We start from the raw sequence: 15641 nt of genomic DNA on the forward strand, positions 1-15641 counted from the left end.
TCAATCTCTGGAGGTAGAATTACCATATATCAACATTGATAACGCTTACATATGCTTGGATATTCATTCAATATTTTTTTTAGTTAAATCCAACACTTTATGCACGTATTGTTTTGCCCGAACATGTGATTCCGTGGTATTTTTAAGTATGAACAGCGTTACTGATTACGGAAATAAAGAGAGGAACAATACGATGAAAAAAACAATGCAATGGACGGGACTCTTGATTGCAGGAAGCTCGATTCTATTAAGCGCATGCGGTCAACAAGACGAGAAAGCAACCGCATACGATAAAATCCAAAAAGAAGGCACAATCGTCGTCGCAACAGCAGGTACACTTTACCCGACGTCCTATCATGATGAAAAAAGTAATAAATTGACGGGGTTTGACGTTGAAGTCGTCAAAGAAGTAGCCAAACGGCTTGATTTGAAAGTAAAGTTCAAAGAGATGTCTTTCGACGGTATGTTGACAAGCGTTAATACAGGTCAGGTTGACCTTGCGGCTAACGACATTACGATCACAGATGACCGTAAAGAAAAATTCGCTTTCTCAAAACCATATAAATATACGTATGGTACGGCAATCGTCCGTAAAAGTGATTTGTCAGGCATCAAGTCTCTAGAGGATCTAAAAGGAAAAAAAGCTGCCGGAGAAGCAACAACGACGTATATGCAGATTGCTAAAAAATACGGTGCAAAAGAAGTCACTTACGATAATGCGACGAACGATCAATATCTACGAGATGTCTCAAATGGTCGCACAGACGTCATCTTGAATGATTATTACTTGCAAACACTGGCTGTCGATTTCTTCAAAGACTTCGATATCACGATTCATCCGGACATCGCCTATAACCCGAGCCAAGTCGGTTTAATCATGGATTTAGACAATAAAGAACTTCAATCCAACATTAACGAACAACTCGATAAAATGAAGGAAGACGGTACATTAAAAGACATTTCGAAGCAATTTTATGCCGGAAAGAATGTTTCCCAAATGTCTGACGTCAAAACGACGATTGTCGATGTGAACTAATGATGTCATCGATTGATTGGCGGTCCGTCTTCAATCCTGAATTGGCGGTTGATTCGTTTCCATATATTTTAAGTGGACTTGGACAAACATTATGGATTTCTTTGCTCAGCATGGCGATTGGTCTTGGAATTGGGTTAATTCTTGCGCTTTGTCGTCTCTCTCATTTTCGAGTATTGCGTATTGGAGCGAGCGCCTACATCTCATTTATGCGTGGTGTACCCATCCTTGTGCTATTGTTCATGTTGTATTTCGGGCTGCCAGTCATCAATATTCAACTGAACGCGTTGACTGCTGCGATTACTGGTTTTAGTTTAAATAGTGCGGCATACATGGCAGAAATCATTCGTTCTTCCTTACTCTCGATTGATCGTGGGCAGGAAGAGGCAGCGGCGTCCCTCGGTTTATCTAGGTATCGGACGTTTGTTGGCATCATTTTGCCGCAAGCGATTCGAATTGCCATCCCACCGCTTTCGAACGTCTTGCTAGATCTTGTCAAAGCTTCGTCGCTTGCTGCCATGATTACTGTCCCTGAAATTTTTCAAAAGGCAAAAATCGTTGGTGGGCGTGAATTCGACTATATGACCGTCTATTTTGTCGTTGCGTTCATTTACTGGGGTATATGTTCATGTATCGCAGTCATCCAAGAGATTCTCGAGCGTCGTTTTGCCCGGTATCTCTGATTTATTATCTCGTATATGGTAATACAAACAGGCGATGGACATGATCCTTCGCCTGTTTGTATTTTCAATTGTTTGATATCTGTTTAGCCTTCTCGATACATGGCTAAAAAATGTTCTAATTGTTGCGGCTGTAGCGGTCGATAGAATAGATATCCTTGCAACGTATGACACCCCATCTGTTCGAGCAATGTTGCCTCTTCTTCAAGTTCGATTCCTTCTGCTACGATTGTCATATTTAATCGTTTTCCTAATTGAATGATCGTCTCGATCATTGCTCGTTTCCTTTCAGAATGAATCGCTTCTTGAACGATTTCTTTTGGAATTTTCAATTGATCGAACGGTAGTTCCACGAGTGGTTGCATGGATGAGAATCCAGTTCCAAAATCATCAAGAGCGATTCGAATGCCATACAAATGGAGTGCGTTTAATGTTTCGATAATTTGCTCGGTTCCTTCGATAAAGATATGTTCTGTCATCTCGATTTCAAGTAGTGATGGAGGAAAACCTGTTTGCTTTAATATAGTGAGCACTCGATTCGTAAAATCAGCTTGTCGTAATTCCCACGGTGAAACATTAACCGAAATCGTCAGAGGTTCCTTCCCTTCCTCCAACCAAGCTTTTCCTTGAAGACAGGCTTGACGCATGACCCATCGCCCTAATGTCTCAATAAATCGTGTTCTTTCCGCGAGTGGAATGAACTCAACTGGTGGAACAAGACCGTATTCCGGATGATTCCAACGAATTAAAGCCTCTACACCTGTAATTTGACGCGTTCTCGCATTGACTTGAGGTTGAAATAAAATAAAGAAGTCTCGATCCAATTCTGCATCATATAAATCGCGCGTTAACTGGAGTGCTCGCTTCCGTTCATTTTGTGTTGCTAAGTCTGTGATCGCATACGTGTTCTTTCGATTTGCTTTGGCTGTAAATAATGCAATCTCCGCGTCATTGATGACATGGTCCGTCGATTCATCATTAATATAGGAAACACCAATACTCGCAGTAACATTGATTTGCTTAAAGTCAATTTGTACACGTTCTGATACACTTGATAAAATATCGTCACAGAGGACTCGTGCATCATGATGATAAGGCGCATGCAGTAAAAAAGCACTACCGCTCGCTTTCGCAATCGTACAATCTGAAAAACGATTCATCAATCGTCGACCAATGATGTGTAATGAACGGTCACCAGTTCGGTAACCGAATGCATCATTTACTGTTTTGAAATCATCCAAATCCACGAGACAAATCATATCGCCATCTTGTTTTTTCTTATCTACTTCAATGACAAACGAAGAGCGGTTTGGTAAACCTGTCACGGGATCCGTAAATGCTTGTTCCTGTAAACGGGCTAAGTATTCAATATTTCGTTCAAGACGGGTAACATATTGATTATGGATCAGTAAACTAATGATCGTCGCAATCAAGATAAGTCCAATACGCGCGATGTGATCGGATACAAACATCGAAGTGTTTTCAAGTGATGGAGTTTGATACCAAATATAAAGAAGAGAAACCGTCGTGATGCTTGTTGCGTACAGTAGCATCGTTCGGTTGATGACGACTAAGGAAGCTAATATGAATAGAAGGGCACATGCCCAAACTGTCTGGACTCCCCTACCGATGAATGGATGATAAATATATGGAATCAATAAAAAAACGCTAGACATCATATGTGGCTTTAGTCGGTCTGACAATGTACTTTTACCGATGAAGTATTGAACACTCCCAGCACTCGCAATGACAAGTGCACGTATCCAATCCTCCCCTTTCAAACCATAACTACTAAATATATTGGCAACGATATATAAAACGGCACCACAACTCGTCAAAATAAAAATGATCATCCCGAACAATTGATAATTTGCCCGAATTTCTCGATGATATTGCTGACTATTGGAAGAACGTCGTTGTGTGTTCACCGCCATCCCCTCTTTCAAGTTCCTGTCGTTTATTTTCCTTATCAGAACCAAAATAAAACTTGAATTTTCTAAAAATAATAAAATAATGGGAAGTCATGATTTTAAGCAAAATGGGAATAGATAGGTATAGAAAGGAGCGATCACTATGTCTCATTTACTATTCATCGAAGCAAACGATAGCACACATCAAAAAAAAGGCATTAGTTCTGAATTAAACGATGCCTTTCTGAATGCTTATCGTGAAAATCATCCTGAGGACAAAATTACGGTTTTGAATTTATTCGAGGAACGTCTTCCCTTCTTTGATCTAAAACTTGCGAACGCGGCAGGGCGGCTATTTAAAGGGGAAGAATTAACTGGAGATGATGCGACTCATGCACAACGGCTTCAAGAATATCTAAACGGATTCTTAGATGCCGATAAAGTTGTCTTTTCATTTCCGATGTGGAACTTAACGGTTCCGGCACCGCTTCACAATTACATGGATTATCTCGCCCAGGCTGGTCAAACGTTTCGTTATACAGCCGAAGGTTCGATCGGACTTGTTGAAGACAAACAAGTGCTGTTGATTCATTCACGCGGTGGTGATTACTCGACAAAAGAGAAAGCCCCAAGTGAACACGCGGTTCGCTATATGTTAGACTTGTTAGCATTCTTTGGGATCAATGATGTATCAACTGTCATCTTAGAAGGACATCAGCAATACCCCGATCGTGCATCTGAATTGATCGAACAAGCGCTTCAAGAGTGCCGACAATTCGGTCGTTCGTTTTAAATTGGGAATAGAACATACTCTGCATATTCTTCCAGAAGACGTTTTTCATGAATCGGCATATCAAATGCACAAAATAAAGAATAGGCCATCGTAAAATCACGCTGGATATCTGAGAGATCACCATTTAATTGCTGCTTAAAGTACCCCCTTTGAAAGTAAAAATGACCTAAGAAATGACCGTCTTCCAACTGAAGACTCTCCTGAATACCTTGTTCGGTGATTTTTAGACCAACAAGGTATTTTTTTTGCAGTGAAAGTTGTTGTCCATAATTATATAAAATCTTGATTCGAACTTTTTTTAATTCGATCGTTTCGTATTTTGCTTGAATCAAATTCTGAAAAAGATCATCCGCTAATTCAAAGTCACCGTGTTCGACATACAGATTCGCCATCCCCATCTGAATCCGTAGATACAAGGTAGCTGATTCAAACCAGAGTTGTTCTTTATTTAGTAACCGTTCGAGCGATTGAACAGCTTTTAAGTAATGAATTTGACCACTTCTTTCCTGCACGATGACTTGATAATATCTTGCTAAATTACGTACCTGTTCATATTCAGTTGTAGACAGTACGTGTTCGCTCAATTTCAGAGCATCTACATATTGATTAGTACGTAACAAGTCCGCTAATTGTTCATCATATGATTGAAAGACATCACTTCGTAAATGATCTTGAAACAACATCGATAATGGTACTTTCAGCCGTTTTGCCACTTGTTGGAGTAAATCAATGGTAGGTGAATTTTTACCGTTTTCAACTTTACTAATTTCAGCTTGGCTACAGATGCCTTCACATAAATCTGCTTGTGTGATCTTTTTTTCTTTTCGAAGTCGCTTGATTTCATAGCCAATGGAGACGGGTAAATGATTCAAATTATACTCCTTTCTTTTACTTCCATGATTACATTTGAAAGTAGAGAAACTGGTTTTTTCCTTTTAATACTAGCGCGGCATGATTTTCATTACCAAAAGCAGTAAAAAGAGAATAGGCGTAGGTAAACGCGTCACGAATATCACGTTCTGCGTAACTCAATTCTTCATAGAAACATCCCTTTTGATAAAAGAAGTGTCCTAACATCGCTGTATCTTTTCGCTCAACGGATAAGGCGATTCCTTTTTCAGTAATCTCTAACCCTGTTACAAAATCATTTTGAAAATAGAGCTGTTGCGCATGATTATATAAAATTTTACATTGTAACTTTTTCAGCGTATCCGTCGAGTAATCATAGGTTAGTAATTCTTGATAAATTTTTCTCGCGTACGGATACTGACTGTTTAAATAATAATAGTTTGCAACAGACATCCGGATACGTAAATAAAGAACAGGGTACTCTGTTTCCATTTGTTGTTCATCCGATAACCGAAGCAACTGTGAGATACATGTTCGATAATCGATATCTTTTTTCCCTTCGCGAGCGACCCATTCAAAATAACGAATCAATAACTGAACGGAAGGAGGAAGACTAATTGGTAAACATCTCATGAAATCAAGCATTTCATCATAACGACGTTGTCTAGAAAAGTCCGCTAGTTGTACCTCATAGCGCTGAAATAGTTTTACTTCATTTGAATCGATGAAGATCTGATCCATTGAAATATGTAACTTTTGAGACAAACGCTGAACAAGATCAATTGTTGGTATAGTTTTCCCATTTTCAATCTTACTTAATTCAGCTTGACTGCATACATCCTTCGCTAATTCTTTTTGTGTCAACTTCCTCTCGATCCTTAGTTGTTTGATCTGTTTACCAAATGATTCAATACGCAACGTTTCTCCTCTTTTCTCGTTTGTTAAGCAATGACCTCATTCAGGCATAGACTGCAAAAAAGAACGTTTCACCTCTAGAACGATGTCAGCATATTGTTTCATCTGAAAGGCAGAGAATAATTCGTAGGCCATCGTATAATCATGTTTCGTCTGCAAGATATCTACACCTATTCGCTCATGAAATTCACCACGTTGATAATAGAAGTGTGCTAAATAGGATGTCTGTTTCAATTTTCGACTGAGCAGTATCCCTTCCTCGATGATACGAAGTCCCTTTTCTGGCTGATTAACTTTATATAATAATTTCGCATAATTATAAAGAATCTTAAGTCGTTCTTCTTTTAAACCGCTAATTTCTGTCGTGAACTGTAATACGTCAGTATATATTTTTTCTGCTTGTTGATACTGTTCGCACTCCGCATATAAAATGGATAGTGCCATCTTGACTCGAAAGTAAAGAATCGGATCCTGCACCTGTAAACCTTCTTGATCGATCAATCGTGCAAATAAGACTGAGGTCGTTCGATAATCAACGTGCTGTTGCCGATAGGCGATCACGATTTCATAGTATCTCATTATTCGCCTTACTTCGTCAGAAGATCGACTGGATGAGACTTGTTTCATTACACGAAGGCATTTATCAAATTTATTTTCTCGTACTAACTTACGAAGTGCTTGGTCAAGAATACGAGCTTGTTCCAAACGATGTTCAGCACCATCTTTAACGAGTTCGGACATAGGAACACAAAGTTTTATAGCAAGTTGCTGTAATAATTCAACGGTCGGCATCACCTTACCGTTTTCAATTTTACTAATTTCAGCCTGACTACAGATCCCTGTACTAATGTCTTTTTGTGATACGTTGTTCAAACGTCGATAAAATTTCAGTGTCTCCCCAATTGGATGTACGTTTTTCATCTTATCACCTCTCACTACTCATTTGATTGCACTTTTAATAAAAAAACCTTCTTGTTTGGCAAGAAGGTTACGCATCCTATTTATCACTTCTCAAAAGTAAATAACATATACTTTTCCTTCATGCGAAGAATCATCTGTTTTCGAACATCATGCTCAAACGCATGGAACAACACATATGCGATGGAATACTGTTTTTGAAGTGACATTTCATCTTCACCCGATTGTTCGTGGTAGTGCGCGAGTTGATAATAAAAATGTCCAAATAAAAATGTATGGTTATGCAGCAAACATAGTTCGTATCCTTTCTTAGCGATGACGATACTATCCTCAGACTTTTCTTGGTATTCAAGAATCTGACAATGATTAAAATAAATTTTCAGTAGCGCATTCAGATGAGCAGTCGACTGGAGCGCTTCAATTTCTTTTTCTAATTCCTGGTATACGGATTCTGTTAAATGAAATAGATCCTGTTCTGAATACATATTCGCAATTGCCATTTTGATTCGAATGAACAATTGGATGGAGTGCGACCACACTTCTTTTTCATTCAACAAGTTACTGAGTAGGCTCGCAGCTGTTCGAAAGTCAATCCGATTTTGTTTTAGATCAATGATCGTTTTAATGTAATTTTTTAAAATATCGACTTCAGTGATCATATTTTTTTCTTGTTGATTAATTCGCTCCATTGCTTCTTCGTACTTCTCTTCTCGAAGCAAATCGGATAAGAATTGATCAATTTGAAAAAATTGTTCTTCATCCGTATGTTCTTGAAATAATAAAGAAATGGGCACCTTTAACCTTTTGGCAATTTGTTGCAACAAATCGACAGTCGGTGAATTTAAGCCGTTTTCGATTTTACTGATTTCAGCTTGGCTACAAATATCTTCACATAGTTCATTTTGTGTCATCTGCTTCTCAATTCGCAGTTGTTTGATTTTTGTACCAATCGATGAAGTTAATGCAGTGATCTCCATCGTTTACTCACTCACTTTCATTAAGCGGAAATAAGAGATGTTCGGAAAAATACGTTTCAAGGATTTTTAAATAAGAGTGATTCTGAGTCGCAACAAAAAAGGAATAGGCGGTCGTATAGGCTTCCGTTGTATCTCGTTCCGATGCTTTTAATGCCTCTAACAAAATGCCTTTTTGAAAATAAAACTGTCCAAGATACGTTAAATCTTGCAATTGTTTCGTTTCTTTTATTACCTGCTCAACTTTCTGCAACCCTTCTTCGAATCGTTCAAACTCTACTAAGTTACGAATGAAATTATACATGATCTTCATTCGAATTTTTTTGTATTCTCTCGTTTGATAAGGTAACTTTAATAATGCCTTGTAGATTTGATGAGCACGATTATATTCTTCATGGTTCGTATAAAGTACCGCTATCACCATCTGAATTCGTGTATAAAGTAAAAATGATTTTTCTTCCACCCGTTCCTCACTGACAACTTGCAACAAGGACGCAATACAGGTCCGAAAATCAACATTTCCTCTTTCATATTCAAGTAATTCTTGATGATAACGAATTAAAATTTGAGTTTCGACAGCGTTTTTTGATTTTTCATATAATATTAAGTCCTTTGCCATATCTGAATATGTTTTTTCGCGTAAATGACGAATCATTCGTTGATCAATTTCGTTTAACTTATGTGACACGATTTCATCTTCAAAAAACAATGAAATCGGAATGCGCAGTCTTCGACAAATTTGCTGTAGTAAATCAATCGTCGGAGAATTTCGACCATTTTCGATTTTGCTGATCTCAGCCTGACTACAAATTCCTTCACAAAGTGCTTTTTGTGTCATTCCTTGTTTTTTTCGTTCTTGCTTGATCTTATCGCCAACAGAATGAATGACTGGATGCATGAAGTTCACTCCTCAATCAAAGATGAATCCATCATAAAAAAAGTCTTTCGTTTCAAGTATATATCACTTGAGACGAAAGACGCGTGTATGCTTCCGGCGAGAATCGAACTCGCACTGCAGCATTACCATTGCTGAGGTCTGCCATTAACCTACGGAAGCTTGTAAAATCTGTTTCTAGTATAACTTATAAAAAAAGACAAGACAAGAAGTCGACGTGATTTCCACGCAACTCCTTGTTACTTTTTTACAGTGTCGTTTTTGTTAATGAATTATCATAGACGACTAAAACCGAATAATGTTCATCCGCTTTAGACGCGACGAATGTTGAAAACTTCAACGTAATGATGGCGTTTGACCCAACACCATTGTTCTCAAAAAATTCGTTCAATCGTTCTTCTAATTCTTCAGGCGTTCGCCCGACAACTACTTTAGAATGTAACATGATCATCACTCCGTTCTGTTATGGTAGGTTCGAGTTAAATAATTGCCTGATCGAATAAATGTTAAACCTTTTATTTTCCGACTTGCTCCTTCCTCTCTTTATCCGCTATGGTGAAATGGAGTAGTTTAACTTAAAAAGAATAGGAAGTGAAGTCTGATGGAACAGATTAATTTCGATGAAACGATTGAGAAACGAAATACAGGATCCGTCAAATGGGACGGACTTCATTCACTTTATGGATCCGATGAGCTGATTCCGATGTGGGTCGCCGACATGGATGTCCGTCCACCGCATCATCTCACAGAACGGTTGACAAGACGTGCTACTACAGGTCATTTCGGTTACTCGATGTTTGAAGAGGAAGCAAAACAAGCGATTCAGCATTGGTTTCTGAAGCGATATGACGTAACGATCACTACCGATTCCATTCTTTATTCGAACGGTGTTGTTCCAGGACTTGCCCATACAGTCCTAGCGCTAACTGAACCTGGTGATTCAATCATCATCCAGACACCTGTCTATCCACCATTTCATCAGATCATCCAGTCTAACCAACGGCAGATCGTTGAGAATCCACTTCTTTTAGAAGAAGAGACGTACCGGACGGATTTCTCGCTTCTCGAACAACAAATGCAGACTGCGCAAATGATGATTCTGTGTAGTCCTCATAATCCAAGCGGAAAAGTCTTTCCTAAAGAGGAATTACAGCGCATCGTAGCACTCGCGAAACAACACGATGTCTACCTTGTATCCGATGAAATTCATGCGGATCTCGTCTATAAGGGTTCTGTGCACACACCAATTCTTGCCTTAGATTATGAAAAAATCATTTTGGTCAGCGCACCATCCAAAACATTCAATATTCCTGGACTTTACGCGTCTTATTTGGTCGTACCAGACACTTCGATTCGTCAACGGATCGAGGGTGTCCAGCAACGTCATTTTGTTCATCCAAACGCATTGGCTTCAACTGCTATTTCGGCGGCGTACGGAGATCATGCGAGTGAGCAATGGTTAGCGCAACTCCTTGTTTATTTGGAAGACAATCGTGACCATGCCGTCCGTCGTATTCGTCAAGAAATGCCGAAATTAAATGTCATCATTCCAGAATCTACATTCTTGTTGTGGATTGATTTCAAAGCACTTAATCTCGATAGCAAAACGCGCGCCGATTGGCTCGTTAAGGAAGCAAAACTCGCTTTGACACACGGTTCTTCATTCGGTTCCCATGGAGAAACGTTTGAACGCTTAAATATCGGTTGCCCTCGCGCACAGCTCGATCAAGCTCTAGACCGCTTAAGCGCTGCGTACGAACGATTTTGGAGCAATTAATTTGACTCGAATGACCTTAAATCATTAAGGTCATTTTTTAATGCAGTGAATTATTCGGAATATTTTGATTAGAAGAACTTTAATAGGGACTAAAACCGTTTCAATCTCTTGAGGCACTAGGCATGGTGGCACTTTTCCTGAAAATGAAGTGGCTTGCAAAGTCGTTTTATCCTCTGTAAGGTGGGGAACATATCATTTGGCGAACAGGTCAATGTATGCTTGATCGTAAAAAAACTATTGTATTTGGAGGATTTAACTTTATGACGCAAGAATGGATTTCAATCATTCTGTATCTTGTTCTCATGTTGGCAATCGGTTATTTTGCCTACAAACGAACGACGAACACAGAGGATTACATGTTAGGCGGACGCGATCTCGGTCCTGGTGTTACAGCACTTTCTGCTGGTGCATCGGATATGAGTGGATGGATGCTCATGGGACTTCCCGGCGCCATGTACGCGACAGGTGTTTCAGCACTCTGGCTCGCACTCGGATTATTGATTGGATGTTACGTAAACTATTTAGTACTCGCTCCACGTTTCCGACTCTATACGGAAATGGCAAATGACTCGATTACAATTCCTGATTTCTTAGAGAATCGTTTTGAAGACAAATCACGCGTGCTTCGTACTGTGTCAGCACTCGTCATCATCATCTTCTTCACGTTCTACACATCAGCTGGAATCGTTTCAGGTGGAAAATTATTTGTCAGCTCATTCGGATTTGATTACCACTATGGTATGCTCTTGACGATTGCGGTCGTAATCGCCTACACCTTATTCGGCGGTTTTCTCGCAGTTAGTTGGACCGACTTCGTCCAGGGCTGTATCATGTTCATTGCACTCGTGCTCGTTCCTGTCGTTGCATTGACCGACGTCGGCGGAGTCGATGGTGCATTCAACTATGCTGAAAAATTAGACCCTTCGTTGTTTGATCCATTTAAAGGGACAACAGTTCTTGGAATCATCGGATTCCTTGCTTGGGGACTTGGTTACTTTGGTCAACCACATATTATTGTTCGTTTTATGGCGATTCGCTCTGTCAAGGACTTAAAAAGTGCTCGTCGCATCGGTATTGGATGGATGTTCATCTCTATCATTGGTGCCATGATGACAGGTCTAGTTGGAATTGCCTATTTCGAAGGACAAGGGAATGGACTAGGTGATCCGGAAACAGTCTTTATCCGTTTCTCGGATGTACTATTCCACCCGTATATCACAGGGTTCTTGATGGCTGCGATTCTCGCGGCAATCATGTCGACGATTTCCTCACAATTACTTGTCACATCAAGTGCGTTGACAGAAGACTTTTACAAGACGTTCTTGAAAAAGAATGCAACAGATAAACAACTCGTCTTTACAGGTCGAATTGCTGTTCTTGTCGTAGCTATCGTTGCGAGTATCCTCGCTTGGAATCCGTCAGCGACAATTCTTGCACTTGTCGGTTACGCTTGGGCTGGATTCGGTTCTGCCTTTGGTCCGATCATCTTGCTTTCCCTCTATTGGAAACGGATGACGAAACAAGGCGCATTAGCAGGTATCATCTCAGGTGCCTTGACTGTCATCATTTGGGTGCAACTCGGGCTTAGCACGACGCTTTACGAAATGGTACCTGGATTCTTCACCAGCTTGATCTTTACGGTCGTCGTCAGCTTGATGACGAAACAACCGGTCAGTGCCGTTCAGGAAACGTTCGAAGAGATGGAAGACGAATTAAAAGACGCTATTCAATAATCACTATCAACAGTGAGACCTCTGCCGCAAAATCGGCAGAGGTCTTTTTTGACTTACAGTTCAATCACGCCATAATGCAACTTCGACGTCTTACGCTTGGATCGTTCAAATCCAAAGCGCTCAAACAGCGGGCTCTCATAATGTGCTTTTAATACGATGCGCTGACGTGCCACACGCTTCGCCTCAATCATCGCTTCAACAGATAAGGCTTCATAATTCGCAAGTTTTCGTAAAGCGTCGAGATGTGTCGATTCTTCAACAGTCTGTTCAAACATGGGGTCAAAGTAGATGACATCAAAGCAATTATCCGGACATTCTTTCAAAAATGCGAGATGGTGTCTGACTTTTACTTCGATTCGTCGCATCGCCTGATTGATTGGTTCGTAAGATTCTTCCCAGCGTTTTAATCCGTCCTTGACGACAAAGGCTGTCTCAGTCTTGCTTTCTAGACCGATGATCCGCCCCTGCTCTCCAATGGCATGACTCATGACAATCGCATCTGCACCTAAACCGAGTGTACAATCTAACACATGCATCCCTTCTGATAGGCGTCCCATCGCAACGAGAGGATCTCTTCCACCTGCATCAATTTGTTTGATGCGAAAGACCGCACTTGAAGGATGGAAAAAGAACGATGTCGTTTCGCCTAGTGGGTATAAATCTAGTCGTTTCTTATCGACGACTAATACCGGCAATCTCGTCTCCTGTTGTAGGTGTTCTATGCTTTTTTTTTGCCGTGCGATATAGACGAAGTGTATCGTCTCATCCGCTAATAACTGCTTCACACGATGATGCACGACGTCAGTCGGACGAAGACACGTCGTCAGTCCAATGGTTGGTTTCATACTTATTTCCCCCATAAAAAATAAGCCAGCCGCAGCTAGCTCATTTCTTTTTCTTCAATAATCCTTCAATATCTTCGATCAATGCTTTTTTCGAAATCAGGTCTTCTTGCTTTTCCTGTTCGACTTTTGCATCGACCGTAGTCCGTTTCATGAGAGCTTGAAGTGTCTCATCGATGCTTGACTTCAAATGATCACGATCTTCTTTGTTAAGAGAAAGATCATGTTGTACTTCATCCCCTTGTTCATCTAATTGGCGTAAGCGTTCCGTCAATTGTTTCGCTTCACGATTCAAGTCCGAATACAATCGTTCGATTTGCTCTAAACGCAATTTGATTCCGTCACGTTCTGTGAACACGTTTCCAGCCCCTTCCAGTATGCAGTTGTCTACATCATTACTTTACCATATTTCGAGGTAATTAAAACAATCACAAGATGATTACAAAATGATTTTTTTAAATTTCTTCCTGCGGATCGGTTCCAGTTAATTTTTGCAATTGCAAGGAGGGTATCGCTATAATGTAAACGAAGCATCAATTGGGATGAGGGAGGATTTTGTGATGGAATTAAGACGTCGAGCATTACGTCATGTCGATCAAGCTGAGTACGACCATTTCTTGAAGTATGGCGAGCAAGCATATGGGCTGTCTCCGCAAGAAATCAAAGGGTATGACCATGAGCTTGGAGAAGAGCGAGCTTTTGATTCCGTCGAGCACAGTTATCCTGAAGATTACTACTTTGATATCGTTGAAGCAGATACGATCGTCGGGCGGGTTCTACTTTTGAAAATGGGTCACTATTTTCAACTCGACTTTATGGTGTTTGATCCTTATACACGACGTGGTATAGCTACTCAAGCAGTTGCCGAAGCATTAAAGCATTCGGGAGTACTAGATCGTCATGAAGTACGCGCGCGTGTTCTCGATCAATCACCACACGCTTTTTACGCGAAACGTATTTTAGAAGCAAATGACTTTACGTCGATTGAGAACTATTACGTCAAAGGGAGACGACGTCGATATTCTTTACAACGACTCGGTTGAACACTATCTGAAAGACCATGAGATTCATGGTCTTTTTTTATATTGGTCACATGTGTAACTCACCTTTGACAGGCGATCGATTTCAGCGTACAATTTTCATCTGTATGAACAGAAAGGAGTCTACCTCATGAACGAATGGTTATGGATCCCTTCCATTTTATTAACGATGGGATTATTGATTTTCAGTTATTATCTATTTGGAAAGACCGGATTGTTGATGTGGATTGCCATCGCAACAATCATTGCAAACATTCAAGTCACACAAACCGTCGATATTTTTGGTTTCGTCTTCACGTTAGGAAATGTCGTTTATGGCAGTTGTTATTTAGCGACGGATATTCTCAATGAGAAATATGGCAAACAGGTCGCTCGAAAAGGTGTCTATATGGGGTTCTTTTCCTTGATCACGACGACCGTCCTCATGCAATTCAGTCTCTTGTATACCCCACTCGCCGATAAAGCAGCACTCGAAACATCTGATTCTTTACATCTACTATTCGGACTCCTGCCATGGATTGCTGTCGGTAGTCTTGCCGCTTATCTCGTGTCGCAATTGTTTGATGTCTTCATTTATTCGAAGATTCGTCAAAAGACAGGTGAACGAAAACTTTGGTTACGGACGACGGGATCAACTGTATTAAGCCAATTGCTCGATACGTTGACATTTTGTGCGATCGCCTTTCACGATATGCCATTCTCTATTTGGTGGCAAATCTTCATTACGACATATCTCGCAAAATTCGTCGTCGCCTGGTTCGCGACACCATTCATGTATTTAGCAAAGCGCATCCATCCGACGAAACGATCAACAGATGCTGCAGCCTGATAAAAAAGACTAGAAGAGTTTTGCGAATTGTCGGATAATGGGAATGGAGGTGCCTAGATGAAGATTAAACGTAATGAACCGTTTCGCTATACATTGAAAACACCCGTAACGGGCGAGTTTTATTTGCTGAAAAATGAGCAACGGACACCAAAAGGCTTGATGAAGATTCATAACATCTCACCAAATGGAATCGCAATCACTACTGCATTAAAACTGCCTCTTCAAAAATCAATGAAAATCGTTGTTGAGTTCTCGTTAATCGAAGGGCACGAGCCGCTCTGCATCGATGGATTTTTATTGCATGAGAAGCCTTCTGGTCCTGAGCGGTTGTACGGTATCCATCTTAATTCGACAATAACTGATCGCGAAAAAATTATTTCACAAGTGAAACAGATCGTGCAATTAGAACGGTCACTTCATAAAGACTAAAATGGCATCGCCCTACATTTGTAA

Annotated in this window: 17 protein-coding genes and 1 tRNA gene; 8 read left to right on the forward strand and 10 right to left on the reverse strand. The window is 40.3% G+C overall.

Annotated features, from left to right (window positions below; all coding sequences use genetic code 11):
* Positions 1 to 193: 193 nt before the first annotated feature.
* A complete protein-coding gene (locus ASG02_RS06425; RefSeq protein WP_156358994.1) occupies positions 194 to 1036 on the forward strand; it encodes a transporter substrate-binding domain-containing protein in 843 nt (280 codons plus the stop codon).
* The gene (locus ASG02_RS06430) at positions 1036 to 1716 is read left to right on the forward strand and encodes an amino acid ABC transporter permease (protein WP_035407367.1); all 681 of its coding nucleotides are present in this window, start codon (positions 1036 to 1038) and stop codon (positions 1714 to 1716) included. Before ASG02_RS06425 ends, ASG02_RS06430 begins: the two co-directional genes overlap by 1 nt.
* An 83-nt stretch (positions 1717 to 1799) precedes the next feature.
* Here the strand turns inward: ASG02_RS06430 and ASG02_RS06435 are convergent, their stop codons facing one another.
* Positions 1800 to 3641, reverse strand: a complete 1842-nt coding sequence (locus ASG02_RS06435; RefSeq protein ID WP_369814202.1) for a putative bifunctional diguanylate cyclase/phosphodiesterase — start codon at positions 3639 to 3641, stop codon at positions 1800 to 1802.
* 145 nt (positions 3642 to 3786) lie between these two features.
* On the opposite strand from ASG02_RS06435, the gene ASG02_RS06440 reads away from it, so the two are divergent.
* Positions 3787 to 4416 carry an FMN-dependent NADH-azoreductase gene (locus ASG02_RS06440; RefSeq protein WP_056062089.1) on the forward strand — a complete coding sequence of 210 codons (630 nt, stop codon included), beginning with the start codon at positions 3787 to 3789 and terminating at the stop codon, positions 4414 to 4416.
* Here the strand turns inward: ASG02_RS06440 and ASG02_RS06445 are convergent.
* The 7 genes from ASG02_RS06445 to ASG02_RS06475 form a co-directional block, all read right to left on the reverse strand.
* Positions 4413 to 5288: a helix-turn-helix domain-containing protein gene (locus tag ASG02_RS06445; RefSeq protein WP_056062091.1), complete on the reverse strand. Its 876-nt coding sequence runs from the start codon at positions 5286 to 5288 to the stop codon at positions 4413 to 4415. The two genes, ASG02_RS06440 and ASG02_RS06445, sit on opposite strands and share 4 nt — an antisense overlap.
* 28 nt (positions 5289 to 5316) lie before the next feature.
* Positions 5317 to 6183 (reverse strand): helix-turn-helix domain-containing protein, encoded by an 867-nt coding sequence (locus ASG02_RS06450; protein WP_056062094.1) that lies wholly within the window; start codon positions 6181 to 6183, stop codon positions 5317 to 5319.
* A 36-nt stretch (positions 6184 to 6219) separates the two neighbouring features.
* Positions 6220 to 7101: a helix-turn-helix domain-containing protein gene (locus tag ASG02_RS06455; RefSeq protein ID WP_056062097.1), complete on the reverse strand. Its 882-nt coding sequence runs from the start codon at positions 7099 to 7101 to the stop codon at positions 6220 to 6222.
* 83 nt (positions 7102 to 7184) lie between these two features.
* Entirely contained in the window at positions 7185 to 8075 is an 891-nt protein-coding gene (locus ASG02_RS06460; protein ID WP_056062100.1) for a helix-turn-helix domain-containing protein, read from the reverse strand.
* Between the two features lie 7 nt (positions 8076 to 8082).
* On the reverse strand, positions 8083 to 8970 hold the full coding sequence (locus ASG02_RS06465; RefSeq protein ID WP_056062102.1) for a helix-turn-helix domain-containing protein: 888 nt from the start codon (positions 8968 to 8970) through the stop codon (positions 8083 to 8085).
* An 88-nt stretch (positions 8971 to 9058) separates the two neighbouring features.
* Positions 9059 to 9129 (reverse strand) — tRNA-Thr (locus ASG02_RS06470).
* 85 nt (positions 9130 to 9214) lie between these two features.
* A complete protein-coding gene (locus ASG02_RS06475; RefSeq protein WP_035407347.1) occupies positions 9215 to 9412 on the reverse strand; it encodes a hypothetical protein in 198 nt (65 codons plus the stop codon).
* A gap of 156 nt (positions 9413 to 9568) precedes the next feature.
* On the opposite strand from ASG02_RS06475, the gene ASG02_RS06480 reads away from it, so the two are divergent.
* Both ASG02_RS06480 and putP read left to right on the forward strand, forming a co-directional pair.
* Complete coding sequence (locus ASG02_RS06480) at positions 9569 to 10744, forward strand: MalY/PatB family protein (protein WP_056062104.1); 1176 nt, start codon at positions 9569 to 9571, stop codon at positions 10742 to 10744.
* 260 nt (positions 10745 to 11004) lie between these two features.
* Positions 11005 to 12477 (forward strand): sodium/proline symporter PutP, encoded by a 1473-nt coding sequence (putP, locus tag ASG02_RS06485; protein ID WP_056062107.1) that lies wholly within the window; start codon positions 11005 to 11007, stop codon positions 12475 to 12477.
* A gap of 53 nt (positions 12478 to 12530) precedes the next feature.
* Here putP and ASG02_RS06490 read toward each other — a convergent pair whose 3' ends face one another.
* Both ASG02_RS06490 and ASG02_RS06495 read right to left on the reverse strand, forming a co-directional pair.
* Entirely contained in the window at positions 12531 to 13322 is a 792-nt protein-coding gene (locus ASG02_RS06490) for a class I SAM-dependent methyltransferase (protein ID WP_052018997.1), read from the reverse strand.
* Between the two features lie 40 nt (positions 13323 to 13362).
* Positions 13363 to 13677, reverse strand: a complete 315-nt coding sequence (locus tag ASG02_RS06495) for a hypothetical protein (RefSeq protein WP_023468579.1) — start codon at positions 13675 to 13677, stop codon at positions 13363 to 13365.
* A 202-nt stretch (positions 13678 to 13879) separates the two neighbouring features.
* Here ASG02_RS06495 and ASG02_RS06500 point away from each other — a divergent pair, with 202 nt between their 5' ends.
* The 3 genes from ASG02_RS06500 to ASG02_RS06510 all read left to right on the forward strand — a co-directional run bounded on the left by ASG02_RS06500 (position 13880) and on the right by ASG02_RS06510 (position 15617).
* Positions 13880 to 14362, forward strand: a complete 483-nt coding sequence (locus ASG02_RS06500) for a GNAT family N-acetyltransferase (protein WP_035407341.1) — start codon at positions 13880 to 13882, stop codon at positions 14360 to 14362.
* Between the two features lie 127 nt (positions 14363 to 14489).
* On the forward strand, positions 14490 to 15188 hold the full coding sequence (locus ASG02_RS06505; protein WP_035407338.1) for a queuosine precursor transporter: 699 nt from the start codon (positions 14490 to 14492) through the stop codon (positions 15186 to 15188).
* Between the two features lie 57 nt (positions 15189 to 15245).
* The gene (locus ASG02_RS06510) at positions 15246 to 15617 is read left to right on the forward strand and encodes a PilZ domain-containing protein (RefSeq protein ID WP_035407335.1); all 372 of its coding nucleotides are present in this window, start codon (positions 15246 to 15248) and stop codon (positions 15615 to 15617) included.
* The last annotated feature ends 24 nt before the right edge of the window (positions 15618 to 15641 follow it).

It is taken from the genome of Exiguobacterium sp. Leaf196 (assembly GCF_001423965.1).
Taxonomy (GTDB): domain Bacteria; phylum Bacillota; class Bacilli; order Exiguobacteriales; family Exiguobacteriaceae; genus Exiguobacterium_A.

Coding starts and splice junctions, on each gene's coding strand:
- ASG02_RS06505 (WP_035407338.1), top strand. CDS start 14,490: ATGAACGAATGGTTATGGATCCCTTCCATTTTATTAACGATGGGATTA.
- ASG02_RS06425 (WP_156358994.1), top strand. CDS start 194: ATGAAAAAAACAATGCAATGGACGGGACTCTTGATTGCAGGAAGCTCG.
- ASG02_RS06500 (WP_035407341.1), top strand. CDS start 13,880: ATGGAATTAAGACGTCGAGCATTACGTCATGTCGATCAAGCTGAGTAC.
- putP (WP_056062107.1), top strand. CDS start 11,005: ATGACGCAAGAATGGATTTCAATCATTCTGTATCTTGTTCTCATGTTG.
- ASG02_RS06490 (WP_052018997.1), bottom strand. CDS start 13,322: ATGAAACCAACCATTGGACTGACGACGTGTCTTCGTCCGACTGACGTC.
- ASG02_RS06460 (WP_056062100.1), bottom strand. CDS start 8,075: ATGGAGATCACTGCATTAACTTCATCGATTGGTACAAAAATCAAACAA.
- ASG02_RS06430 (WP_035407367.1), top strand. CDS start 1,036: ATGATGTCATCGATTGATTGGCGGTCCGTCTTCAATCCTGAATTGGCG.
- ASG02_RS06510 (WP_035407335.1), top strand. CDS start 15,246: ATGAAGATTAAACGTAATGAACCGTTTCGCTATACATTGAAAACACCC.
- ASG02_RS06440 (WP_056062089.1), top strand. CDS start 3,787: ATGTCTCATTTACTATTCATCGAAGCAAACGATAGCACACATCAAAAA.
- ASG02_RS06480 (WP_056062104.1), top strand. CDS start 9,569: ATGGAACAGATTAATTTCGATGAAACGATTGAGAAACGAAATACAGGA.
- ASG02_RS06475 (WP_035407347.1), bottom strand. CDS start 9,412: ATGTTACATTCTAAAGTAGTTGTCGGGCGAACGCCTGAAGAATTAGAA.
- ASG02_RS06465 (WP_056062102.1), bottom strand. CDS start 8,970: ATGCATCCAGTCATTCATTCTGTTGGCGATAAGATCAAGCAAGAACGA.
- ASG02_RS06455 (WP_056062097.1), bottom strand. CDS start 7,101: ATGAAAAACGTACATCCAATTGGGGAGACACTGAAATTTTATCGACGT.